Genomic DNA, 23,996 nt, shown 5'->3' with positions numbered 1-23,996 from the left:
CTTCACGAGTCCTGGCTGTCAGTCTCACACGGACAAAGCCACGCAGCGGATCCAGGGTCGCTCGGATTCTCATTCCGCCAGTACCCCCTGGGGGTATAGTTGAACCATGTTCACAACCCAGCAGAATACCCAGCAGAACGACGCGACGACCACCGCTCTCCACGTCTCGGGCATGACCTGCTCGCACTGCGTCGCCGCCGTGACCGCAGAACTGTCGAAGCTCGGCGGCGCCGAGAGCGTGGACGTGGACCTCGTGGCGGGTGGCGTCTCCCTGGTCACCGTCGCCAGCACAGGTCCGCTCGATCCCGTCGCCGTCGCCGCCGCCATCGATGAGGCAGGCTACGAGCTCGTCTCAGAATCCGTCTGAGCTGACGCCGTGAGCACTGTCCCCGTGAGTCCGACACCGGCCGGTCCGATCCCTGCCGGTCCGATCCCCGCTGGTCCACGTCCAGCCGGTTCGAGCCCGGCGCGCGGTGAACAGGTCGACCTCCTTGTCGGGGGCATGACCTGCGCGTCCTGCGCGGCCCGGATCGAGAAGAAGCTGAACCGCATGCCCGGCGTCGAGGCGTCGGTCAACTACGCCACCGAGAAGGCCAGCCTCTTCGTACCGGAAGGCACCACGGTCGACCAGGCCATCGCCGTGATCGAGGAGACCGGGTACACCGCCGCCCGACCGCGGCCGCCGCAGGCAGAGCAGCCCGACGCTCCCGGAGCCCCCACCGCGCAGGACCTCGAGGTGGCCGCCCTGCGCCGGCGGCTGATCCTGTCCAGTGTCCTGGCCGCGCCGGTCGTGCTGATGTCGATGATCCCGGTGCTGCAGTTCACGAACTGGCAGTGGCTGGCCCTCACCCTTGCGGCTCCGGTCGCGGTCTGGGGAGCCTGGCCGTTCCACCGCGCAGCGTGGGCCAACCTGCGCCACGGCGCGGCGACGATGGACACCCTGATCAGCATCGGCGTGCTCGCCGCGCTCGGCTGGTCCCTGTACGCCCTGTTCTTCGGCATGGCCGGCATGCCCGGCATGACCATGACCTTCAGCTTCACCGCGAGCCCGGGTGGGGGAGCGGACGAGATCTACCTCGAGGTCGCCTCCGCCGTCACCGTGTTCATCCTGGCCGGGCGCTACTTCGAGGCTCGGGCAAAGAAACAGTCCGGCGCGGCACTCACGGCCCTGCTCGAACTCGGGGCGAAGGAGACGACCCTCCTGCGGGACGGCCACGAGATCACCGTGCCGACCTCGTCCCTGGTCGTCGGCGACCTGTTCGTGGTGCGTCCGGGCGAGAAGATCGCCACGGACGGCACCGTCGTCGACGGCAACTCGGCGATCGACGCCAGCATGCTCACCGGCGAGTCCGTGCCGGTCGAGGTGGGCCCCGGCGACGCCGTCGTCGGCGCCACCCTGAACTCGGGCGGCCGCCTGGTCGTGCGGGCCACCCGCATCGGCGCGGACACCCAGCTCGCCCAGCTGGGCCGCTTGGTCGAGCAGGCCCAGACCGGCAAGGCCGAGGTGCAGCGCCTCGCCGACCGGGTCTCGGCCATCTTCGTGCCGATCGTGATCGCGCTGTCCCTGGCCACCCTGGTCGCGTGGCTCCTGCTCGGCGCGGGCACCGTGGTGGCGTTCACCGCGGCCGTGGCGACCCTGATCATCGCGTGCCCGTGCGCGCTCGGACTGGCCACCCCGACCGCCCTGCTGGTGGGCACCGGGCGCGGTGCCCAGCTGGGCATCCTGATCAAGGGGCCGCAGATCCTCGAATCGACCCGCCGGGTCGACACCATCGTGCTGGACAAGACGGGCACGGTCACGACCGGCCGGATGACGCTCGTCGCGGCCGTGCCCGTGGCTGGCGTCGACGAGAAGGAACTGCTCACGCTCGCCGGAGCAGCGGAGACCGGGTCAGAGCATCCGATCGCCCAGGCCATCGTGTCCGGTGCTCGCGACCGGGTCGGAGCGCTGCCGGCCCCCGAATCGTTCGCCTCGACCGACGGGCTCGGCGTGCAGGCGCTGATCGAGGGACGGGTCGTGCTGGTCGGGCGGCCGCGCTGGCTGACCGAGCAGTGGGCCATCACCCTCCCCTCCGAGCTCCGCGCCGCGCTCGCCGTCGTCGAGGGCCAGGGCCGCACCGCGGTCGCCGTGGCCTGGGACGGCAAGGCGCGTGGGATCGTGGCCGTGTCCGACGTAGTCAAGAACACCAGTGCCGCCGCGATCGCGGAGTTCCGGCGTCTCGGCCTCCGACCCGTGCTGCTCACCGGCGACAACGAGACCGTCGCGGCCTCCGTTGCCGCCGAGGTCGGCATCACGGACGTCCGCGCCGGTGTGCTCCCGGCCGAGAAAGCAGAGATCATCCGGGCCCTGCAGGGTGAGGGACGCGTCGTCGCGATGGTGGGCGACGGCGTCAACGACGCGGTGGCCCTGGCCACCGCCGACCTTGGCATCGCGATGGGAACCGGAACCGATGTCGCCATCGAGGCCAGCGACCTGACCCTGGTCAGGAGCGACCTGATCGCGGCGGCCGACGCCATCCGGCTGTCCCGGCGCACCCTCGCCACGATCAAGGCCAACCTGTTCTGGGCGTTCGCCTACAACGTGGCCGCGATCCCGCTGGCCATGCTGGGGCTGCTGAATCCCCTGATCGCGGGCGGCGCCATGGCCCTGTCGTCGGTCTTCGTGGTGAGCAACAGCCTGCGCCTGCGCGGGTTCCGCGGTCTCGCGCCGGGCGCGTAGCAGCGCCCGGCGTGCCGACCGGCGGGCCGGTGCGACTACGGTTGAGGAGGCCCGAGAAAGGAACCTCCACCATGAGCGAAATCGCGGGCGAACTGGCGCGGGTGCGCGAAGCATTCGACAAACCCACCCTGCGCCTGCTGGACCGCAAGTGGGCGCCGTTCGTGCTTGCCGTCTTCAAATCCTCCTTCAGCCGGGACCGGCGCAGCGTGCAGGCCGACCTGCTGCACACCCAGGTCGACGCCTACCTGGCCGACCTGCGCTCGGTCGGCAGCGACGTCCCCGGCCGAAACGGCCGTGCCCTCTGCGTGCAGTGGATGAACGACCAGTGGCTCTACCGTGAGACCGGCGAGGGCGACGAGGAACACTACTCCCTCACCTCGCACGCGCTCGAAGCGCTGCTCCTGGTCGACAGCCTGTCGCGGGATCGAGCCCTGATCAGCGAGTCCCGCCTGACCACGATCGTCGACACCGTGCGCCACCGCGCCACGCAGGCCAACCCCGACCGGGACGAACGCATCCGCCGGCTCGACCAGGAGATCGCCGAGAGGACGAGCGAACGGGACCGCCTCGCCGCCGGCGGGGAGATCGCGGCCGTGTCGAACGAGCAGATGTTCGAGGGGTACGCGAACCTGATCGACCTGATCAACCAGCTGCCCAGCGACTTCAAGCGGGTTGAGGAGTCGGTCGCCGCCATGCACCGGCAGATCGTGAACGACTTCCGCGGCGAGGAGCGCCCGATCAGCGAGGTGCTCGACGAGTACCTGTCCAAGACGGATGCCCTGATGTCCTCGACCCCGGAGGGTCGCGCCTTCGAGGGGGCCTTCACCCTGCTGCGCAACGATGAGCTGCTCCTGGAACTGAAGACCGACCTCGAGACGATCCTGCTGCACCCCTTCGCCCTCTCGCTCACGAAGAACGACCGGATCGGCTTCATGGGAACCGTGCGACTGATCCGCAAGGGGATCGATGACGTCCTGACCCAGCGCAACGGGCTGACGACCACCCTGCGGGAACACATCGTCAACCACGACGTGGTCAAGGACCGCGAACTGGAACGCCTGCTGCGGGAGATCAACAAGGAGCTCGCCACCTGGATGCAGTCCGCCGGGCCCCGGTCCACGGTGACCGCCGAACTCATGCCGGGCACGCTCGACGTCGAGCACCTCAGGGAACGGTTCTACGACCCCGGCGCGCACCTGCCGCCGCCGGCCCTGGTCGACGTCTCCGAGGATGCCCCGCCGCCGCCGAGCCTGGACGACATGCGCAAGCAGGGCGGCCCGCTGCTGGGGGAGCTGCGCGACGCCATCGTGACGGCCTTCAGCACCGGGGACGCGGCATCCGTCGGCGACGCTTTCAACGACCTGGACCCGAACCTGCGTCGCCCGGTCGAAATCCTGGGGATGCTGCAGATCGCCACCCAGATCGACGCGGTCAGCCGCGCCGTGACCCTCGAACGGTTCGAGACGGTGCGGCCCGACGGCTCCAGCCGCAGCTTCGACGTGCCGCGCATCATTTTGAACGAGGACGAAACCGCGGCGCTGTCCGCCCTGAACTATGGATCTGACAATGACGACTGAGCTGACCGACGACACTGACCTTGCCCCGGAGGAGGAGGCGCGCAGCTTCTCGCTGTTCGAGGGCGACGAGGGTGGGCTCACCGTCGAGCAGCGCCGCACGCTGGTGCTGCTGATGAAGCACCGCTACATCTCCGCGGCCCTGCAGCCGGCGGAATGGCAGACGCTGCTGGCGTCTCGGAAGCTGCTCAAGTCGCGTCTGAACGACGTCTTCCTCGACCTGCACGTGGACCTGCACTACGAGGTGGCCTTCAAACGGCAGGCCGTGTCCGAGGGCGGCGACCGTTTCCCGACCCTCCTGCACGACGTGTCGTACACGCGGGAGGAAACGATCCTGCTGGTGCTGCTGCGCCAGCGGTTCCGCAGCGAGCGCGCCAACGGCCACGAGATCGTGATCGTGGATCGGGACAACCTGGTCGAGAATGTCGCCCATTTCCGCCCCGAGCACGCCACCGACCGCTGGGGCGACGCCCGCAAGGCCGCGGCCGCGGTGGACAGCCTCGCGAAGGCTCGGGTGCTGCTGAAGACCAGCGACCCTGACCGGTTCCGCATCTCGGCCGTGATCGAGGTGCTGCTGCCGGTGGAGCGGCTGAACGAATTGCTCGAATGGCTGGTGGCGCAGAACGCCCTGGACGCCGAATTCGATCCGTCGGCCGACTCCACCGACCTGACCGAGACCCTGCCCGAGATCCTGACCGACGCCCGGGTGGAGGCCACCTCATGACCGATTCCCCGCTGTTCTACGCCGACGGCCTCACCGAGGGCACCACCCAGTGGCGCGCCGACTCGTTCCAGATGGTCAACTGGGGCGGATTCCAGGGCCACCACGAGATCACCTTCGCCCCCACCGCCACGCTCGTCTCCGGCGCGTCCGGCACCGGCAAGAGCAGCCTGCTCGACGCGTATCTGGCACTGATGATGCCCTCCGACACCCCCTTCAACGGCGCCTCGAACGACGCCGGCTCCGGGCGCGCCCGCAGCGTCGACCAGCGCAACCTGATGACCTACCTGAAGGGCAAGACCGACTCCAACCGGGAGGCGGGCACGGGGGAGATGCAGGACCAGGTGCTTCGCGGCGCCAACGAGTCCACCTGGGGGGCCGTGTCGATGACGTTCATCGACGACAACCACCGCCGTTTCACCGTGCTGCGGGCCTATTTCGTTCCCCGCGGAGCGAGCAGATTCGCCGATATCACGATGAAGATGGCCACCACGGACGGCTATCTCGACCTGCGCGACCTGGCCGGCGTGACCGAGTCGCGGTTCGACAAGCGGGCGCTGAAGACCCGGTTCCCGGAGATGGATGTCTTCGACACCTATGCGGCGTTCGCCCAGACCCTCTACACCCGGCTGGGCATCGGCGCCAACGGCGAGGGCGGCAAGGCCCTCCGCCTGCTTGCGCGCATCCAGGCCGGGCAGCAGGTCAAAACGGTCGACGGGCTCTACAAGTCCATGGTCCTGGAAGAACCGGCCACCTTCGCCGCAGCCGACAAGGCCGTCGACCACTTCGAAGACCTGGAACGGTCCTACGGGGCCATGGTCACGGAGGCGCAGAAGGCCAGGGTGCTGGAGCGGCTGCCCGACCTGCACAGCGACTACGAGACGGCGAACGGCCAGGCCGACCTGATCGACGTCTTCGGGGTGCACCGCTCCGGGGACACGCCCTTCGTGCTCTGGCAGCTCCAGACCGAGCAGGTCCTGCTCGAAGCCGCCGCCGACGCCAACCGGGCGGAGCGCCGCGACAACCAGGAGCAGGCGACCCGGGCACGGGATGCCGAGACCGAGTTGAAGGGCCGGGTCGCCAAGATCCAGGACCAGCAGCGAGCCAACGGCGGCGACGTGCTGCTGCGCCTGCAGAACGACCTCGCCCGGCTGTCCGACAAACGCGACGACGTGGCCGGCGACCGGGCGAAGTTCGACGAGCGCATCCGGCTCCTGAACGTGGCCATTCCCTCGCACGACGAATTCGTCGAAGCCCAGGGCATCGCCGACCTCTTCCTCGCCCAGTTCGCCACGACCGAGGCGAGCCTCGAGGCCAAACGGGTGCTGCTCCAGCGGGAGGCCTACCCGGTGGAAAGCCAGATCCGCACCCTGAAGCAGGAACACGGATTCCTGAGCGGGCGGGCGAGCCTGGTTCCCCAGCATCTGCACAACGCCCGCCTGATGATCGCGGAGGCCGCGGGGATCCCGGTCGAAGACCTGCCGTTCGTGGCCGAACTCGTCGACATCGCCCCCGGCGAGGACGAGTGGCGCCAGGCCGCCGAGGTGACCCTGTCCTCCGTCGTGCGCGTCATGCTCGTTGACGAGACTCGCCTGGCCTCCCTGAGTCGGGCCATCGACCCGCTGAGCATCCCGGTGCGGATCCACTTCGAAGGGGTGGCGCTCCGGCCGCACCAGGACATCGCCGGCGACGACCGTTACGTCTCCGGCAAGCTCGTGTTCAAGGACTCGCCGTTCAGCGGCTGGGTGCAGGACCGGGTGCAGTCCGAGAACCTCGACGCGCTGTGTGTCGAGACCCCGGCCGGCCTGTTCGGCGACGGCCCCCGGGTCACCCCGAGCGGGCAAACCCGCAACGGCAAGCGGGGCGCCCACGGCTGGAACAGCGACCAGAAGTCCATCATCGGCTTCTCCAGCCGGGCTCGCCTGCACGACATCGACGAGGATCTGCTGCGGCTGAGCGCGAACGCCGATTCCCTTGCGCGCGAGGCATCCGTTGTGGCCAACCGCATCGCGGACCTGCGCGGCAGGAAGGGCGCCCACCAGTACATCATCGACAGCGTGTGGCCGGCCATCGACGTGCCGGGCGCGGAGGCCCGCATCCAGGACAAGGAGGCCGAACGTGAACGCGTCCTGGCCGACAGCGACGTTCTGCGTGCCCTCAAAGACGAGGAGCAGAGGCTGTCGGTCGAGCTGGAGAGCGCCCAGAAGGATAAGCACGCCGCCGACCGTGACGGCCAGGGCCTCGTGGCCGAACAGGGGCGCCTCGTGGACCGGCAGGACGCGGTCAGCAACCGGCTGGACCGGATCGAACGTGAGCAGTCCGTGTCCCTGTCGGAGGAGCATGCCGCCCACCTCGACGCCCAGTTCGCCATGGTCGGTGACCGGAGCGACCTCGCCGCATTCGACGGCGGCGTCCGGCGTCTCCGCGACCGGCTGACCGAACAGTCCAGCCAGGATCGCGACAGCGCCACGAGCGCCCGCACCACCCTGGTCGGCATCTTCGAGACCTTCCAGAGTCGTTGGCCGGACCCGAACATCGGCGTCTCGCTGGACTCGTACACGAGCTACCGCGACATCCTCGACGCCGTCTACACGCTGGGCCTGCACGAGCGGCGCCAGGAGTGGAAGCGGCGCCTGTCCCTGTGGAGCGGCCAGGACCTCGTTCCGCTGGCGGGGGCGTTCAACACCTCCATCGAGGAGATCGAGGACCGGCTCCGTCCGATCAACGAGATCCTCACGACGCTGCCCTTCGGCGCCGGGCGCGACCGGCTGAAGATCGCCCTGCGCCGCCTGCACCGAGATGACGCGACCGCGTTCCGGAAGGAGCTCAAGGTCCTCTCCTCCGGCGCGACGGAAGAGTTCACCGACGATCAGACCGAGAGCCGCTTCAAGCGGCTGCAGGCCTTCATGCACCTGATCCGCCGGTCCGATGCGGGTTCCAGGGCCGCCGCCCAGCGCGACCTACTGCTCGATGTGCGCAAGCACGTGGAGATCACCGCGGTCCGGATCACGCCCGACGGCACCGAAGTCAGCACCTACTCGTCCCTCGGCGGCAAGAGCGGCGGGGAATCCCAGGAGCTCGTGGCCTTCGTCGTCGGGGCGGCGCTGCGGTTCCAGCTGGGCGACGAGAGCCGCACCCGGCCGCGTTTCGCTCCGGTCTTCCTCGACGAGGGGTTCGTCAAATCGGACTCGGAGTTCGCGGGCCGGGCCGTGGCCGCCTGGAAGGGGCTGGGCTTCCAGCTCATCATCGGTTCCCCGCTCGACAAGGTCACCGCCCTCGAGCCGCACATGGAGCTGGTGCTGTCGATGACCAAGAACAACAGCACGGGATATTCGTACGTCACCCCGCTGTCTTCGCCGGTGCTGTCCTCGCCGGTGGCCTAAGCCAGGCTCACCGTGCGAAACCCGATGTTCGCGGCGGCCGAGTCGGGGGTGTTGGAGGCCCGGGCGGAGTTGCGATAACGGTTGCAGTAGGAGTCGTGGCACAGGAAGGAGCCGCCGCGCATGATGCGTTGGCGGCCGGCGGCTGGGCCGGTCGGGTTCTTGCCGGGGGAGTGCGCGTAGAAGTTGGCGTCCCACCAGTCGGAGCACCACTCCCACACGTTTCCGACGCTCTGCCAGACGTCGTACGGGTTCGGCTCGAATTCCCGCACCGGCGCGGTGGTCAGCCAGCCGTCCGCTCGGGTGTTGACCGCGGGGAACTCGCCCTGCCAGGTGTTGCACCGGTACCGGTCGCCTTACTCGTCGCCCCAGGGGTACAGGCGCCCCTCGAGGCCGCCGCGGGAGGCGCACTCCCATTCGGCCTCGGTCGGCAGCCGCGCCCGGCCCAGGATATCCTCCAGCTCCGCCGCGAGGGCGAGGTGGAAGACGGCCGAGTAGCCGAACACCTCCGACTCGGTGCGGAAGCCGGTGTCGGCGACGAAGGCCGCGAAGGCCGAGTCGGTCACGGAGGTGGCGTCCAGCTCGAAACCGTCGACCCGGACGGGGTGCACCGGCCACTCCCCGTCCCCGGGGTTGCCGACGCCGCTCGAGTCGCCCATCAGGAAGACCTGGCCGGGAACGGATACCTGGCCGATCGGGTGTCTGAGCGGGGTGGTGGTCATCACGTCTCCATCTGCATTCGGGCGCTGCCGCGTTTTCGCGGCCAGTATCGCACGACTAGAATTTTGGGGAGTCATGCACCAGAAAGTGAGTGCCGCCCTGCCTCCCATCAAGCGAATCGTCGAAGAAGGCCTGCTGATCGCGCTTTCCGCCGTGGGCATGGCCGTGAAGAACGACATCATCGTCGGCGCGCTCCGCGACAACCTCGACTACGACCCGGCGGTCTACGCGGCCGCCGCCCGCAAAGAGCTGACCCTGGTCGCTCATCAGAACGAGGAATACGGGCTGCGCGTCGGCCATCTCCGGAAGACACTCACCAAGGCCCGGTGGTCGGCCGACATCACCGCCGACCAGCGACACGACATCAGCCAGCTGGCCCTCCGGCGGCGCGTGCACAAGAAGCTCGCCCTCGCCCTGATGCACGTGGCCGAGGACGACGAGCAGGTCGCCCGCATCGTCGAACGCGCCCAGCATGTGGCCAGCGACGAGATCAGCGCCGCCCTCTCTGCCCGCCTGATCCGGCTCGCCATCGACTCGCGGGATCCCGACTACGAACGGGAGCGCGCCGAACGCACCGAGATGTTCGTGCAGATCGACCTCGCGGTGCTGGCGCTGAACCACGGCGTGGCGACCGGCGCCGCCGAGAGCGACTACTAGCGTCGTTCGTGCGCGTCCGGGTAGATGCTGCGCGTCTCGGATCGGCGATTGTGGCTCGGCAGCCAATCGATGAGGTAGATCCTGGGCAGGATCTTCGCGACGGCCAGCACCGCATACATCACGGTATTGATCGCCACAGACGTGGCCAGGACGGCGAAGAAGTCGGTCTGCAGGAAGGTCTCGGGCAGGAGAATCCCGGTCGGAGCCCTGAGGTCAGCGTGCATGAGATCTTCTTCCCGGTGTCGTCGCAGTGAGACCGTCGCCGTTTCCCCAGCGTGCCTGACGGCCGAACGTGATGTCGAGGATGCCCTTGACGTACACGGCATCGAGGAACATATCAAAGAGGAGTTCCGGGAACAGGGTTGCGGCCAGGAGGCGCCCCCGCCACCCTTCCCGCCACACGGAAACGACGCGTTCAACGATGAAGAGCGAGCCCACCCCCAGCCAGAAGGGGAACACCACCATCGCGTCCACGGACAGCGCCGTCAGCAGCAGGAGGAACATGAACGAGGACAGCGCGATGACGCTGTAGCCGATGCCCAACTGTTGGGCCCAGTAGCGGAACGTGGGCGGCGTCAAGGTGTTGGCCCCGAGGTTTTCCAGGGCCCCGCGCTGCCACCGCAGTCGTTGCGCCCACAGGGTGCGCAAGTCGGGCATCAGTTCGGTGACGACCGTGCACCGGGCGGGAGAAATGATCAGCGCGCCGAGTGATCTGAGTGCGATCGTGAGCTCGTTGTCCTCCGTGAGCGCGGCCGTGTCGTAGACGTCCTCCAGTTTTCCAGGGATCGTGACGCTCCGATTCTCCGCCACCGCCCGCAGCGCGGCCGGGCGGAACAGGGACGCGGTGCCGGTGAGCACGAAGACGTGGCCGCGTCGATGCCGGATCTGGCGTGAGTAGCGAATGTATTCGTTGCGCTGGAGCTGGCCGAGCAGCCCGAAACCCTCTTCCCCGTAGAAGAGGCCCCCGATGGCCATGAGGGCTCGGTCATCGGTGAGGCGGTCGACCGCGGCGGCCAGAAATCCGTCATCGAGCCTGGTGTCGGCGTCCAGCACCATGATGACGTCGTTGTCGCGTTGCAGGGGAAGCAGCTGTTTCAGGATCTGGTTCAGCGCGCCGGCCTTCTTCTCGGTGTTTCCCACCGATTCGAAAACCTCGACCTCGTGAGCCCGGGCGATGGCGACCGTCGAATCGGTGCAATTGTCGGCAACGACGATCACCCGATCGGGCTGGTGCGACTGAGCGAGAAGTGCGGAGAGCGTCGCCGGCAACAACGCTTCTTCATTGTGCGCGGGGATGAGTACCGTCACGGTCACCGGGCCGGCGAACTGCCCCGGGTCGACGCCATGAGGAGTTTGGGTGCGAGCGGAGTGATCCGACGATTCGTTGAGCGATGTGACTTTCTCGCCGTCAGCCGCTCCAGCAGGCCGATTCCCGCCGCGAACAGGAGCGCCAGGGCAATGGCGGCGGTCAGGACGCGACCGGTCGGCGCCTCCAGGTCGTAGAACAGGCCCCAGATCCCGCGGAGGGAATGGGTGGTCGGGGGCGGGCCTTCCGACGGATCGGTCGAAGCGACCGCGAACCAGAGCAGGAGCGCGGCGCCGCCGGCGATCACGGCAACGGCAAGACCGACGACGCGGCTGAACAGATTGGCCCCCATATGGCCACCCTATCGGAGGATTCCTTGGGTCAGATTCCTCGGGGCAACGGCCTCAGCCCCGTCGGCTCGCCCGCCAGGCGCGCCAGGCGCCGGTGCACCACAGGGCCCAGAGCACCAGCAGCGGCTGGAACGCCAGCCGGATGCCGCGGCCGAGGTCGGAATCCAGACCGAAGGAATCCGTGCCGGTCACGAACTGGGAGATGTTGCCGGGGAAGATCGCCACGAAGAACGCGGCCACGATCCAACCGACCTGCGCCCGTCGCCTGGCCAGCGTCAGCAGCGCGATGCCGAGAACGATCTCGACGATCCCGGACGCGACCACGACGAAGTCCCCATCCGTGGGAACCCACTGGGGTACCTGGGCCAGGAACGCCGTTCTGTTCCAGGTCAGGTGGCTGATCCCGGCGAGCAGGAGGAACGCGCCGAGGATGAGCCGGGCGGTCGTGCGGGGGAGGGAAGCCGGGGCCGTCACGGCGGCTGCGGGCCGGGCGCTCACGCGCCGACCGCGGCCGCGATATCCGCGTCGGTGCGGGCGTTGAACACGCCCCACATGATGTGGGTCGGACCGCTGCCGTCGCTGCCCGGTGCGGCGGCCCGGCTGGTCCAGCGATGTCGGATCGCGGCTGCACCCAGAACGGTGAGGGAGGGGGCGATACGGGTCTTACGGAGCGTGCCGGCCATCACGCTTCCGTCGGGAGCGAGCCGCCAGCCACGGTCGTGGGCGAGGACCTGACCGACCTCCTCGTCTGTGAGCCAACGGGAAAAGCTGCGACCGGGCGGGTCGATGGCGGTGAGCTTCATGCTCGCAACTGTACTTCCTGCGTCATCCGTGTTGTCCTGCGCAGTGCTGTCCTACGCCATGAGCCCTTCGAGTTCGGCTTCCAGCCGTTCCACGTCCGCTCGGCGGCATAGCTCCGTGGCCGGCGTCATCGCCGTCGCGCTGCCGGCCGCGACGCCGGCCCGGAAGGCTGCCTCGACCGGGTGGCCCTGCGCGATGCGCAGCACGAAGGCGCCCAGGAAGCTGTCGCCCGCGCCGACCGTGCTCTGCACCTGCACGCGGGGCACCGGCAACCGCATGACGCCCGCGGCCGATGCCAGCACGGCCCCTGCCCCGCCGAGTGTCAGGGCCACGAGTTCCGCGGCCCCTCGGCCGACCAAGGTGGAGGCCACGTCGACCTGGCTCTCCTCGCTCTCGAGCGTGGCACCGGCATACTCGCCCAGCTCCCGCCGGCTCGGCTTGACCAGGTACACCCCTTCGGCGAGGGCTTCGGCGAGAGCGTCCCCGGACGCATCCACGATGCACCGGGCATCCCGCTGGTGCGCCAGGCGGGCAACCCGGGCGTAGAAATCGTCCGGCACGCCGGGAGGCAGGCTGCCGCTGGCGACCACGAAACCGTTCACCGGAATCGCCGCCTCGACGAGTGCCAGACAGGCGCGCCACTCGGCTTCGCCGAGTTCGGGGCCCTCCAGCACGAAACGGAACTGCTTGCCCGTGGTGGTCTCATCGACGGTGAAGTCTTCCCGGGTGCTGCCGGAGATCGGCACGACCAGGGTCGGAATGTGCTCGGCCTCGATCAGGCGGCGATACGCTTCCCCGGTGGGTCCGCCCGCGGTGTACACAGCCAGGGCCTGACCGCCCAGCCGTTGCACCACCCGGGCGACGTTCATCCCTCCGCCGCCCGGGTCCAGGCGCGAAGCGCCGCAGCGCAGCTTGTGTTCGCTGACCACCCGCTCGGTCGAGGTGCTCACGTCGAGGGCCGGGTTCACGGTGAGGGTCAGAATCGGTCGCGTCGACATCCCGGTTGTCTGTGTCTTCCTTGAGGCTTCCATGAAGCCAGAGTAAGATTCCGCGCGATCACCATGCCGCGCTATCCGGCTCCCTGGGGTGACAGCTTCGGCATGTGCACGGACAAATTCGGGGTGAGCTGGCTCGTCAATATCTCGCCGGCGCAGCACTAGCACCCGGATATCGGCGGGCCTACAGTCACGGGAGGCGCGCTGAGGAGGTGGAGTGGTCATGGCCGGAACGAAGGGCAGTACGGTCACACGGCCTTCCAGCGGTCGTGCGGCGACCGTGACCGTATGGGTTCTGGCTGCCCTGGCCCTGGCCGTCGCTGGCGCGGGCTTCGCCACCGCCAACCACATCGACAGCGTCACGAGGGCCGTGTTCTCGACCGAGCTCCAGGAGTTGCGCGGCGACCTGAGCGGGTCGGGCGTGGTGGCGGCCGAACTGAGCGCCCGGACCGACGGCGTCGCCGCCGCGATGGCGGCGGCTGTGCGTGCGGCCGAGGAACACATGTCCGCGCGCAACGAGCTGGTGGAAGGCTTCAATCGCGGCATCGACCAGTACAACTCCTCCGGCGCGGTCGACATCGTGCAGAGCGAGCTGCCGCCGCTGATCGACCGGTACCGGGGATCGGTCGCCGACCTGCACGACTGGCAGGAGCAACTGGCTGCGGCCGTCGATGCGCTCCACGGTGCGGTGCCATGAGTGACGGTGCCTGGCCGAACGGTGCCTGGAACAGCGGCAGCCCGGATGCCCCGGGGCCGGCCGAGTACGTCACCGTGCCGCTTCCGCCCACCCGGGGACCGGCCTTCTGGGTGGGGCTGGGCGTGCTGGTGATCGGCCTCGTCCTGGGCGTGGCCTCCGTGCCGTTCGTCAACTCCAGTGTGCAGCGCAGTCAAGCCCTGGGACGCTACGCCGAAGCCAGTACCAAGGCGGGTTTCGCTGCCACGCTGGGGGACGAGACCGTGGTCACCGCTCAGGAGCTGGCCGGTTTGACCCAACTGGATGCGGCGAGCGCACCCGCGATGAGGCAGTTCCTGCTGAGCGGGGACAGTTTCAGGTTCAACCTCTCCAACGAGGACGTGAACGGCCGGCGAAGTGCCGAGGAGGACGCGTACCGGCAGCTGGCGTCGTCGGCGGATCGTCTGGCCGACGTGCTGGCCGTCGACGGCGCGATCAAGGAGACCCTCAACGCGGCAGTTGCGGAAGGCGATACCCCTGGGGGTATACTGGGGTTTCCGCTAGATCAATGAAGGAGTGACCATGTGCAGTCCCATCCGTTGCAACCGTTGCAATAAAATCACCTGGACCGGCTGCGGTGAGCACGTCGACAGTGTCATGGCCGGCGTTCCCGCCGAGCAGCGTTGCACCTGTAACTAGTCCTGCCCCGCGCCAGCAAAGCGCGCGAGAGACTGACCGCCACCACTGGCGGCCAGTCTCTTCTGCGTGCGGCGCGGGTTGACAACCCGGGCGAATCTTATACCCCCGGGGGTATAAGGTGGAGTCATGAAAACCTTTTTCGCAGCCCTGGCCCTGGCGTCCGTCGCCCTGTTCGGCCTGACCGCTTGTTCCGCCGCCGCTCCTGCGGCTCCGCCCGTGGCCCTGGCCGCCGACGCCGTCGTGATCGACGTGCGCACCCCGGGGGAGTTCTCCGCCGGACACCTCGAGGGCGCGGTCAACATCGACGTCCAGTCTCCTGACTTCGACAGCCGGATGGCCCCCCTCCCGACCGACGGTGACTACCTCGTCTACTGCCAGTCCGGTAACCGCTCCTCCGCAGCCGCGGCCCGCCTGGCCGAGCTGGGCTACACCTCGGTCACGGACGGCGGCGGCATCTCCGCCGCGGCCTCGTCGACCGGCCTCGCGGTCGTGACCACGCCGTAGCAGCGACACCGCACCACGACCAAGCCGCACAGGGTGCCCACCGAAGTGGGCACCCTGTGCGGCTTTTCGCGTGCGATACCTAGCCGCCGAAGGCGACGAGGTGGCGCTCGGAACCCGCGAGCAGGTGCTCGTAGACAGCGAGCACGTCCGGGGCGGTGACGCCGTCCTGCGCGGCCGTGAGATCGGCGATGTCGGTCTTCTCGACCGTGCGTGCGGCCTCGAGCGCGGCATCCTGGCTGGCCGAACCATCGGCGAGCAGGGTGTCGTAGAGCTTCTGGGTGCTGTCGGTGGTGAACGTGCCGGCCTCGATCCCGTCGGTCGGGTCGGTCACGGCGTAGCGCTCGAGGAGCGTACGGACGGCGTCCAGGTGCTTGACCTCCGCCTTCGCGACCCTGCTGAATTCAGGGGTGTCGTACAGATCGGCGAAGGCGACGTACAGGTCGTGCGCCAGCTTCTCCTCCTCGGCCATGGCCGCGATCGCGGTCTTCTCCTCGTCGGTCATGGTGCCGCTGGCCACGTCGGCGATGCCGGCGCCCATTCCGGCGCCGCGATTCCCGGTGCCCTTCTCGGCGCCATTTCCGGCGCCCATGCCGGTGCCGGCGCCGTTGCCGTCGCCCATTCCGACGTGGTTCTCCTGGCCGTTCTTCATCATCTCCGAGTGGGCGTGCGGCTGGCTGGTGCTGGTTCCCGATCCGGCTCCCGGCCCCTGCCCGTCACCGTTTCGCGCATCACTGTTCTGGGCGATCGCGGGGACGGTCCCGGCGGCGATGAGGGCGGTGGCCACAGCGCCGGTGGCGATATAGGTGGCAATGATTCTCTTGCGCATGGTGTGCTCCTTTGACTGAGTTTGTTGTTGCTGTGATCAATCTCCCGCAGGGGCGTGCAGAGACTCTGGCAGGCGTGTGGAGACGGTGTGGAGATCCCGGCCGGCATCCGGCGCTCGGGGGCGGCCGGGAGTTATGGTGAGGTATGCCCACGGTGCTGGTCGTTGAGGACGAACGCGACATACGAGACGTGCTGCGCCGCTACCTGGAGCGGGCCGGATTCTCCGTGCTCACGACCGCGTCCGGGGCGGAGGCGCTGCGGTTGCTCTCCACGGCCGACCTGGTTGTGCTGGACCTCGGTCTTCCGGACATCGACGGGACCGACGTGCTCCGGGAGGTGCATGCCCTGGGCAATCTGCCCGTCATCGTGCTGACCGCACGCAGCACCACCGAGGATCGCATCCGCGGGCTCGAGCTGGGCGCGGACGATTACGTGACGAAGCCCTTCAGCCCCCATGAGGTGGTGTTGCGGGTGCAGGCCGTCCTTCACCGCTACAGCGGAGTGACCGCGGAGGCCGGCCCGGTCACCTACGGCAACCGGAGGCTGCGGATCGATGAGGGCTCACACCGGGCCTGGTTGGATGACACCCTGCTCGACCTGACCCCCACCGAGTGGGGTCTCCTCGCGGCCGTGGTTGCCGCCCCGGGCCGGGTCTACTCGCGCTATGAACTGGTGAACAGGGTTCGCGGCTACGAGTACGCCGGCTACGAGCGCACGATCGACTCGCATATCAAGAACCTCCGGCGCAAACTCGGGGTCGACGGGGCAGATGTCGTGGAGACCGTGCTCGGCGTCGGCTACCGCCTCGGGTTCGCCCAGGATCCGCAGTGAGCGCCGTGGGATCCGGGCCGCGTGTAGGCCTGGGATCGCTCGGCCGCCGGCTTCTGCTCGCCTTCGTCCTGGTCGCCGTCTCGTCGGTGCTCGTTCTCACCGCGGCCGCCCTGATCGGGGTCGACCGCGGCGAACAGGTCGCCCAGGCGGCCGAGCATCAACAGGTCGCGCAGTCGGCCGCTGCCGCCGCCGCCGACGCGTATCAGCAGGCCGGCGGCTGGGAAACGGCCGATCTGAGCCGTGCACTGGCCGTCGGCGAGGCCGCCTCCGGCCGCCTGGCCGTGCTCGATCAGGACGGAGCGACGCTGCAGAGCGCCACACACGGCTCCGGCGGGAACCCCGGCGGGCCCGGCCAGGGCAACGGGTCCGGGTCAGGTTCGGGCATGGGCCAGGTCGTCGTCACGGCGCCGATCGTGGTCGACGGCACCCGGGTCGGCACGATCCGGGTGGCCTTCGGGGGTTCCGCGGGCACCCGGGTGCTCGACGTGGCCTGGGCGTGGATCGCCGTGGCGGCCGGCGTCGCACTGGTCATGGCCATCGGTACGAGCTGGCTGGTCACCCGCCGGCTCGTGCGACCGATCCGCGGAATGACGGATGCCGCACGGTCGTTCACCGCCGGCGACCGCCAGGCGCGCGTGACCGGGACGGCGCCGGGGGAGCTGGGCGAGCTGTCCGTCGCGTTCAACGGGATGGCCGACGCGGTCGTGCGCTCCGACCGGGACCGGCGCAATCTGACGGCCGATGTGGCCCACGAGCTGCGCACTCCGCTGGCAGCGCTGCAGGCCGGACTGGAGGAACTCCGTGACGGTCTGGTGCAGCCGACCCCGGAGGGCCTGGCCGGTCTGCATGACCAGTCCCTCCGGCTGGGCCGGGTGGTGGCCGACCTCGCCGAGCTGTCCGCGGTCGAGACGGCGGGCCTGTCCCTGCACCTGGCCCCGGTCGACCTCGCCCGGTTGGTGCGGGAGGAGGCTTCGCTGCGCGAGCCGCAGTTGCGGGCGGTGGGACTGGGCGTGATCCTCGACCTGGCGGGGCCGGTATCCGTCCGAGCCGACGCCGACCGGGTGCACCAGGCGGTCGGCAACCTGCTGGCCAACGCGGCCCGGTACTGCCGCCCGGGGGACGAGGTCACCCTCGCGGTCACCGTCGAAGGCGCCGGTGGATCCAGTGGATCCGGTGGGCATGCGGTGCTCACGGTCGCCGACAGCGGCCCGGGAATCCCCGCGGATGAGCTGCCGTTCATCTTCGACCGGCTCTGGCGGGGGCGGGCCGCCGAAGAGGTGGCGGGCTCCGGGATCGGGCTGGCCCTCGTGCGCGAGATCGTCACCAGCCACGGCGGCACCATCGGGGCGACGTCCGCTCCGGGGCGGGGCGCCACGATCACGATCCGGCTGCCACTGAGCCCGGGCCGGTGACCGCTACGATGATGCTGTGAAGCCCTTTCTGCTGCTGGCCACGCGTCCCGAAGATGAGGCTGCCGACGACGAGTACGCCGGTTTTCTCGAGGCCGGGGGACTGGCGCCTGACCAGCTCCGGCGCGTGCGCCTGGAAGCCGGCCCGATGCCGCCGATCGTCCTGTCGGACTACTCCGGCATCATCGTCGGGGGCAGCCCGTTCAACGCGAGCGATCCGCCGGAGACGAAGAGCGCGCTTCAGCGCCGGATCGAAGGCGAACTCGGGGAGCTACTCGACCGGGTCCTGGCCGAGGACTTCCCGTTCCTCGGCGCCTGCTACGGCATCGGCCTGCTCACGAGCCACCTCGAGGGCACGCTCAACGGCGAGGGGGCGGAGGAGGCCGGGCCGACCATGATATCCCTCACCGAGGAGGGTTCGACCGACCAACTGTTCGCCCGGCTGATCCCGACCTTCGAGGCGTTCGTCGGCCACAAGGAGGCGTGCGCGGTCCTGCCGGCCGGCGCCGTGCTGCTCGCGACCGGGCGGGACTGCCCGGTGCAGGCCTTCCGGGTGGGACGCAACGTCTACGCCACCCAGTTCCATCCGGAACTGACCAATGCGGGCATCCTGACCCGCATCCGCATCTACCGCGAGTTCGGCTACTTTGACCCCAACGGGATGGACGAGGTCATCGCGGCGATCGACGCATCCGTCGTCACCGAGCCGGCCACCCTGATGAAGGCCTTCGTCGAACGGTTCGCCACCGAGGACTGATCTCCGCCTGCAGCCGGGCACGTGCGACCCGGCACTTGCGGGTTGGGCGCAGGCCGCCCATGCTGACGGCATGTGGCAGGTCATCATGATTGTGCTGGTCGGCTGGATCCTGGTCGGTCTCTCCGTGGCGCTGGTGATGATCCGGCGGGGCCACGACGTCGTAATCTGGCTCGTACTCGGCGTCGCCGCAGGCCCGTTCGCGATCGCCCTGGCCGGACTGGGGGCCTACCTGGAGCGGCAGATCCCGGTTCTCAAGACGGTGGAAATCACCGATCAGCCTCGCACCGATCAGCTCCTCACCGATCGGATTCGGATGCTGGCCGGCATCGACGGCTCCGACGCCGCCACCCATGCCGTCGTGGCCGCCGCGACCATGTTTGGGGCGCGGCTTAGCTCCGTCACGCTGCTGACGACCCTTGACTACGACACGGCGTTCGGCGCATCCGCCGCCCGGGTGGACCGGATCATCGGAGATGCCCAGGCCGCTGCCGTGCGCACCCTCTCGGCGATGGGCCTGCGTCCGCACAGCGCCCGGGCGAGCGGCGGGGCGGCCGAGCAGATCGCTCTCAGCGCGGCGTCCGGGCACTACGACCTGATCGTCCTGGGCTCGCATCGGCGCCGGCAGTCACCCCTCGGCAGCGTGACGAATCGGGTGGCCGAGAGGTCGCCGATCCCGGGTTTGATCATTCCTCCGGCCCGGCTTGCGGCGGCGACGACGACGGATGCGACGGGGCTTGGCACTCGGGAAAATACCCCGTAGGGTATAAAAATGCGAATCGGATGGAACGCCCTGCGACGCTGGCCCGCTCGGCGTTGGGGCGTGGCCCTGTTGAGCGCGATCGTGACGGTCCTCGTGATCGCGATCCCGACCGACCTGATCGACACGCCCTTTTTCGCCCGCGAGGTCCCCCCGACAATGTGGTCCTGGCCAGTGCTCCTGCTCAGCGCGATCCTGGCCGGCCTCGTCACCGCCACCTACGTCGCCTATCCGGACGGTGCGGAGCCCGGAAAGGCGGAGGGGCGCCTCGGCCTGGCCGGATGGCTGATCACCTTCTTCGCGGTCGGCTGCCCGGTGTGCAACAAGATCGTTCTCCTCGCGCTCGGCACCACCGGCGCCCTGCAGTTCTTCGAACCGGTCCAGCCCTACCTCGCCGCCGCGTCCATCGCGCTGCTCGGCTGGGCGCTCCGGGCGCGCCTCACCCGCGAAAATTCCTGCCGGCTCACCGCCGCAGCACCCGACAAGGAGTCAGCCACAGTATGAGCGTCACCGGAATCACCGGCATCACAAGCATCACGGTCCTGTTCGGAGAACTCCGATCCTGGTCGGTGCCACGCCGGCTGATTGCCGCCGGCGTGGCCGCCGCCGCGCTCGTCGGGCTGACCATCGTGTCGGGTACCCTCTCGGTGATCGATGGCGCGATTGTCTTCCCCGGTGCGTGGTGGGGGTATCTGCTCACCGTGGTCGGCTCGGGGCTGGTCGGCCTGGTCGTCGCCGGCTACGTCGACGCGCCAATCGGCGCGGAGGCCACCATGTGCGATCTGCGCTGGCCCGTGCTCGGCCTGATCGCACTGTCGCTCTCGACCGATCTGCGCACGGCGGTGCCGCTGCTCGAGGGATTCGTGCGCCCCGTGGTGGCGGTCGCGGCCGTGGTGCTGCTGGTGTGGGCCCTGCGCGAAAGGCTGCAGAGCGAGCACGACGCCACCACCGGTGCAGACGGTGAAGTGTGCACGACCTGCCGCCCGCTGTTCCCGCTGGCTCAGGGCCGTTCGGGGCAGTAATCCGGGGCGATGCCGGCCCGTAGAGTTGGACCATGAAACACGAACAGATCGACGGCACTCCGGCGGCGCTGGTGGAGTTGGCACGGCTACTCGGGGTCGACACCTCATTTTGCGGCTGGGACGGCGTGGAACGTCCGATCGAGAGCCGCACCCTCCGGGGCGTGCTGACCGCGCTGGGCGTCGCAGCCGGAACGGGCGTCGAGATCGAGTCGTCCCTGGCCGAGCAGCGCCTGGCGCCGTGGCGCCGGCTGCTGCCGCCGAGCGTCGTCATCCGCGAGGGCAGCGAATTCGAGCTGCCCGTCCACGCGCGCCAGGGCTCCGCCACATCGGTCTGGATCATCGCCGAGGACGGCGCCCGCTTCGAGGTGCCGCAGCACGGCGACGCGGGGGAGACGCGCGACGTCGACGGCCGGCCCGTCAGCCGGCTCGCCTTCACCATTCCGACCGGACTTCCCCTGGGCTGGCACACCCTGCACGCCGACGACGACGGCCGCACCGGGGAGGCCGTGCTCGTCGTCACCCCGGCCCGGCTCCGGACCCCCTGGCTCGCCGCCGGGCGCCGCGACTGGGGCCTGATGGCACAGCTCTACTCGGTGCGCTCCTCCCGCTCCTGGGGGATCGGTGACTTCGCCGACCTGGGCGACCTGGCCGCGATCTCCGGCTCCCAGTACGGTGCCGGCTTCGTTCTGGTCAATCCCCTCCACGCCTCCGAGCCCGCGCCGCCGGTCGAGCCCTCCCCGTACCTGCCGTCCAGCCGGCGATTCTTCCACCCGCTCTACATCCGGGTGGAGGACGTGGCCGAATACGCCTACCTCCCCGCCGAGGCGCGTTCGGTCGTGGAAGCCCTGGCCGCCCGGCAGCATCCGGCCAACCTGAACGTGGACCGGCTCGACCGGGATTCCGCCTACGCCGCCAAACTGACCGCCCTGGAAGCCATCCACGAGGTGCCCCGCAGCCCGGCCCGCGCGCAGCAGTTCGACACGTTCCGCGCCGAGCAGGGGCAGGGACTCTCGGACTTCGCCCTCTGGTGCGCCCTGTCCGAACGCTTCCCCGTCGACGCCGCGGAGTGGAGCATCGAGCCGCGCGGCCCGCAGGGCCCGTTCGCCGCCGCGCACCGGGACGGGCTGGCCGGACGGGTCGAGTTCCACAGCTGGTTGCAGTGGCTCTGCGACCAGCAGTTGGAGACCGCACAGCGGGCCGCGACGGATGCCGGGATGTCCATCGGCATCATGCACGACCTGGCCGTCGGCGTGCAGACCACGGGGTCCGATGCGTGGACCCTGCGTGACGTGCTCGCCCAGGGCATGACCGTTGGCGCGCCGCCGGACATGTTCAACCAGCAGGGCCAGAACTGGTCCCAGCCGCCGTGGCACCCGGGCCGGCTCGCCGAATCGGGCTACGCCGCCTATCGGGACATGCTCCGCAGCATCCTGCGTCACGCGGGCGGCCTGCGGATCGACCACATCCTCGGGCTGTTCCGGCTCTGGTGGATCCCGGCCGGCGGAGGCCCGGGCGAAGGCACCTACGTGCACTACGACCACGAGGCGCTGATCGGCATCCTGGCCCTCGAAGCCCAGCGCGCCGACGCGATCGTGATCGGGGAGGACCTGGGCGTCTTCCAGCCCTGGGTGCGGGACTACCTGGCCGAACGCGGCATCTTCGGCACCTCGATCCTGTGGTTCGAGCGGGACAACGGCGTGCCCGTGCCCCCGGAGCACTACCGCCAGCAGTGCCTGACCAGTGTGAACACCCACGACTTGCCGCCGACGGCCGGCTACCTGGCCGGCGACCACGTCACCCTGCGCGAATCGCTCGGCCTGCTGGGTCGCCCGGTGGCCGAGGAACGGGAAGCCGACCGCGCCGAGCAGGCAACCATGTTCGCCGCTGTGCGCGAGCGGGGACTGCTGCCGACGACCGAGGACGGCCCGGCCCTTCCGGTGCAGCAGACGGTGGAGGCGCTGTACGCGTACACCGCGCTGACGCCGTCGTTGCTCCTGGGCGTGGCCCTGGTGGATGCGGTCGGGGAGAGGCGCACGCAGAACCAGCCGGGGACGACGGACGAGTACCCGAACTGGCGGATTCCGCTGGCCGGGCCGGATCTGGACCTCGTGCTGATCGAAGACCTGCCCGCGAACCCGCGGTTCGCAGCCCTGGTCAGGGCGATCACTCCCTGACCCTGCGGCGGCTGACCCGGTGGCCGGCCGGCCGTGGCGGAGCCGGCCAGCCGTGACTACAGTGTGGTCATGGCCGGCCCCGCCGTTCTCCTTCCCGTGCCGGGACCCCACGGCACCCGTGACGTGCGCATCACGAGTCCGGACAGAATCCTCTGGCCGGACCTCGGCCTGACCAAACTCGACCTCGCCCGCTATCTCGTCGACGTGGGTGAGGCCTTCACCCTGGCCAACGGGGACCGTCCGATCTCGCTTCAGCGCTTTCCCGGCGGCATCGACGGGGAGCAGTACTTCTCCAAGAACCCGCCGCAGGGGGCGCCGGATTTCGTGCGGTCGGTGACCGTGGTGTATCCCAGCGGCCGCTCGCATCCGCAACTCGTGATCGACGAGCCGGCGGCGGCCGTCTGGGCGGTCCAGATGAACACCCTCGTCTTCCACCCCTGGGCCTCCCGCGCGGGCAACCCCGACAACCCCGACCAGCTGCGGATCGACCTCGACCCGCAGCCGGGAACCGACTTCTTCGACGCCGTTCCGGTCGCCCGGGAACTCCGCATGGTGCTGGCGGAGGCCGGCCTGACCGCTTTCGTGAAGACCTCCGGCAGCCGCGGGCTGCACATCTTCGCTCCGATCGAGCCCACCCACGAGTTCCTGCACGTGCGCCACGCCGTGATCGCGGCGGCCCGCGAGCTCGAGCGCCGCCTGCCGCGCACCGTCACGACGTCCTGGTGGAAGGAGGAACGGGGGAAACGGGTGTTCGTCGACTTCAACCAGGCCAACCGTGACCGCACGATGGCGGGGGCCTACAGCCCGCGGCCGCTCCCGCAGGCGCCGGTCTCCTGCCCGCTCGCCTGGTCCGAGCTCGCACACGTCGCCCCCGGCGACTTCACCATCGTCACGGTGCCCGAGCGGCTCCGGCGCACCGGGGACCCGTGGGCGGATCTGCAGGCGCGCCCCGGCACGATCGACACCCTCCTCGGCTGGTGGGACCGTGACCTCGCCGACGGGCTCGGCGAAATGCCGTTTCCCCCGGACTTCCCGAAGATGCCCGGCGAGCCGCCCCGGGTGCAGCCCAGTCGCGCTCGCAAGCCCGGCTGAACGGTCGATCGGGCGCAGAGGCGCCTAGCA

At 69.5% G+C, this 23,996-nt stretch carries 24 protein-coding genes and 1 pseudogene; 17 read left to right on the top strand and 8 right to left on the bottom strand.

What is annotated here, in order from left to right; all coding sequences use genetic code 11:
* The first annotated feature begins 106 nt into the window (after positions 1–106).
* The 5 genes from E3O49_RS02715 to E3O49_RS02695 all read left to right on the top strand — a co-directional run bounded on the left by E3O49_RS02715 (position 107) and on the right by E3O49_RS02695 (position 8,397).
* On the top strand, positions 107–367 hold the full coding sequence (locus E3O49_RS02715) for a heavy-metal-associated domain-containing protein (protein WP_134434573.1): 261 nt from the start codon (positions 107–109) through the stop codon (positions 365–367).
* 135 nt (positions 368–502) lie between these two features.
* Positions 503–2,719, top strand: a complete 2,217-nt coding sequence (locus E3O49_RS02710; RefSeq protein WP_134450952.1) for a heavy metal translocating P-type ATPase — start codon at positions 503–505, stop codon at positions 2,717–2,719.
* A 71-nt stretch (positions 2,720–2,790) separates the two neighbouring features.
* Positions 2,791–4,296: a DUF3375 domain-containing protein gene (locus E3O49_RS02705; protein ID WP_134366298.1), complete on the top strand. Its 1,506-nt coding sequence runs from the start codon at positions 2,791–2,793 to the stop codon at positions 4,294–4,296.
* Positions 4,286–5,017: a DUF4194 domain-containing protein gene (locus tag E3O49_RS02700; protein ID WP_160141006.1), complete on the top strand. Its 732-nt coding sequence runs from the start codon at positions 4,286–4,288 to the stop codon at positions 5,015–5,017. The genes E3O49_RS02705 and E3O49_RS02700 overlap by 11 nt, the downstream gene beginning before the upstream one ends.
* Positions 5,014–8,397, top strand: a complete 3,384-nt coding sequence (locus E3O49_RS02695) for an ATP-binding protein (RefSeq protein WP_160141005.1) — start codon at positions 5,014–5,016, stop codon at positions 8,395–8,397. The genes E3O49_RS02700 and E3O49_RS02695 overlap by 4 nt, the downstream gene beginning before the upstream one ends.
* Here the strand turns inward: E3O49_RS02695 and E3O49_RS02690 are convergent.
* Positions 8,394–9,224, bottom strand: a pseudogene (locus tag E3O49_RS02690) (SUMF1/EgtB/PvdO family nonheme iron enzyme). The gene E3O49_RS02695 and the pseudogene E3O49_RS02690 overlap by 4 nt on opposite strands.
* Between E3O49_RS02690 and E3O49_RS02685 the strand changes: the two are divergent.
* The gene (locus E3O49_RS02685; RefSeq protein ID WP_134366295.1) at positions 9,190–9,771 is read left to right on the top strand and encodes a hypothetical protein; all 582 of its coding nucleotides are present in this window, start codon (positions 9,190–9,192) and stop codon (positions 9,769–9,771) included. The pseudogene E3O49_RS02690 and the gene E3O49_RS02685 sit on opposite strands and share 35 nt — an antisense overlap.
* Here E3O49_RS02685 and E3O49_RS02680 read toward each other — a convergent pair.
* The 6 genes from E3O49_RS02680 to E3O49_RS02660 are packed head-to-tail and all read right to left on the bottom strand — an operon-like array spanning position 9,768 to position 13,226.
* Positions 9,768–9,995, bottom strand: a complete 228-nt coding sequence (locus E3O49_RS02680) for a hypothetical protein (protein ID WP_134366294.1) — start codon at positions 9,993–9,995, stop codon at positions 9,768–9,770. The two genes, E3O49_RS02685 and E3O49_RS02680, sit on opposite strands and share 4 nt — an antisense overlap.
* Positions 9,985–11,085 carry a glycosyltransferase family 2 protein gene (locus tag E3O49_RS02675; protein WP_241976078.1) on the bottom strand — a complete coding sequence of 367 codons (1,101 nt, stop codon included), beginning with the start codon at positions 11,083–11,085 and terminating at the stop codon, positions 9,985–9,987. The genes E3O49_RS02680 and E3O49_RS02675 overlap by 11 nt, the downstream gene beginning before the upstream one ends.
* Entirely contained in the window at positions 11,082–11,429 is a 348-nt protein-coding gene (locus tag E3O49_RS16960) for a hypothetical protein (RefSeq protein ID WP_241976079.1), read from the bottom strand. Before E3O49_RS16960 ends, E3O49_RS02675 begins: the two co-directional genes overlap by 4 nt.
* A gap of 52 nt (positions 11,430–11,481) precedes the next feature.
* Complete coding sequence (locus E3O49_RS02670) at positions 11,482–11,925, bottom strand: DoxX family protein (RefSeq protein WP_174235665.1); 444 nt, start codon at positions 11,923–11,925, stop codon at positions 11,482–11,484.
* Complete coding sequence (locus tag E3O49_RS02665; protein ID WP_134366293.1) at positions 11,922–12,230, bottom strand: hypothetical protein; 309 nt, start codon at positions 12,228–12,230, stop codon at positions 11,922–11,924. The genes E3O49_RS02670 and E3O49_RS02665 overlap by 4 nt, the downstream gene beginning before the upstream one ends.
* A gap of 51 nt (positions 12,231–12,281) precedes the next feature.
* Positions 12,282–13,226 (bottom strand): 1-phosphofructokinase family hexose kinase, encoded by a 945-nt coding sequence (locus E3O49_RS02660; protein ID WP_241976080.1) that lies wholly within the window; start codon positions 13,224–13,226, stop codon positions 12,282–12,284.
* 220 nt (positions 13,227–13,446) lie between these two features.
* Between E3O49_RS02660 and E3O49_RS02650 the strand changes: the two genes are divergently transcribed.
* The 3 genes from E3O49_RS02650 to E3O49_RS02640 all read left to right on the top strand — a co-directional run bounded on the left by E3O49_RS02650 (position 13,447) and on the right by E3O49_RS02640 (position 15,099).
* Positions 13,447–13,920, top strand: a complete 474-nt coding sequence (locus tag E3O49_RS02650; RefSeq protein WP_134366291.1) for a hypothetical protein — start codon at positions 13,447–13,449, stop codon at positions 13,918–13,920.
* Positions 13,917–14,468, top strand: coding sequence for a hypothetical protein (locus E3O49_RS02645; RefSeq protein ID WP_134366290.1), 552 nt, complete (start codon positions 13,917–13,919; stop codon positions 14,466–14,468). Before E3O49_RS02650 ends, E3O49_RS02645 begins: the two co-directional genes overlap by 4 nt.
* Positions 14,469–14,721: 253 nt before the next feature.
* The gene (locus E3O49_RS02640; protein ID WP_134366289.1) at positions 14,722–15,099 is read left to right on the top strand and encodes a rhodanese-like domain-containing protein; all 378 of its coding nucleotides are present in this window, start codon (positions 14,722–14,724) and stop codon (positions 15,097–15,099) included.
* A gap of 79 nt (positions 15,100–15,178) precedes the next feature.
* Here E3O49_RS02640 and E3O49_RS02635 read toward each other — a convergent pair whose 3' ends face one another.
* Complete coding sequence (locus E3O49_RS02635; protein ID WP_134366288.1) at positions 15,179–15,925, bottom strand: ferritin-like domain-containing protein; 747 nt, start codon at positions 15,923–15,925, stop codon at positions 15,179–15,181.
* A 143-nt stretch (positions 15,926–16,068) separates the two neighbouring features.
* Here E3O49_RS02635 and E3O49_RS02630 point away from each other — a divergent pair, with 143 nt between their 5' ends.
* From E3O49_RS02630 to ligD, 8 genes are all read left to right on the top strand, one after another.
* Positions 16,069–16,755: a response regulator transcription factor gene (locus E3O49_RS02630; protein ID WP_134366287.1), complete on the top strand. Its 687-nt coding sequence runs from the start codon at positions 16,069–16,071 to the stop codon at positions 16,753–16,755.
* Positions 16,752–18,167 (top strand): HAMP domain-containing sensor histidine kinase, encoded by a 1,416-nt coding sequence (locus tag E3O49_RS02625; protein WP_134366286.1) that lies wholly within the window; start codon positions 16,752–16,754, stop codon positions 18,165–18,167. The genes E3O49_RS02630 and E3O49_RS02625 overlap by 4 nt, the downstream gene beginning before the upstream one ends.
* A 16-nt stretch (positions 18,168–18,183) precedes the next feature.
* Positions 18,184–18,921, top strand: coding sequence for a glutamine amidotransferase (locus E3O49_RS02620; RefSeq protein WP_134366285.1), 738 nt, complete (start codon positions 18,184–18,186; stop codon positions 18,919–18,921).
* Between the two features lie 70 nt (positions 18,922–18,991).
* Positions 18,992–19,681, top strand: a complete 690-nt coding sequence (locus E3O49_RS02615; protein WP_134450947.1) for a universal stress protein — start codon at positions 18,992–18,994, stop codon at positions 19,679–19,681.
* A gap of 9 nt (positions 19,682–19,690) precedes the next feature.
* The gene (locus E3O49_RS02610; RefSeq protein ID WP_134366283.1) at positions 19,691–20,182 is read left to right on the top strand and encodes a hypothetical protein; all 492 of its coding nucleotides are present in this window, start codon (positions 19,691–19,693) and stop codon (positions 20,180–20,182) included.
* Positions 20,179–20,700: a hypothetical protein gene (locus E3O49_RS02605; RefSeq protein ID WP_134366282.1), complete on the top strand. Its 522-nt coding sequence runs from the start codon at positions 20,179–20,181 to the stop codon at positions 20,698–20,700. The genes E3O49_RS02610 and E3O49_RS02605 overlap by 4 nt, the downstream gene beginning before the upstream one ends.
* Before the next feature lie 32 nt (positions 20,701–20,732).
* Positions 20,733–22,874 (top strand): 4-alpha-glucanotransferase, encoded by a 2,142-nt coding sequence (malQ, locus tag E3O49_RS02600; protein ID WP_134366281.1) that lies wholly within the window; start codon positions 20,733–20,735, stop codon positions 22,872–22,874.
* 69 nt (positions 22,875–22,943) lie between these two features.
* Positions 22,944–23,966, top strand: a complete 1,023-nt coding sequence (gene ligD, locus E3O49_RS02595; protein WP_134366280.1) for a non-homologous end-joining DNA ligase — start codon at positions 22,944–22,946, stop codon at positions 23,964–23,966.
* Positions 23,967–23,996 lie beyond the last annotated feature (30 nt).

Source organism: Cryobacterium shii (assembly GCF_004402595.1).
Classification (GTDB): domain Bacteria; phylum Actinomycetota; class Actinomycetes; order Actinomycetales; family Microbacteriaceae; genus Cryobacterium; species Cryobacterium shii.
This window is presented reverse-complemented; position numbering and strand designations above follow the sequence as displayed.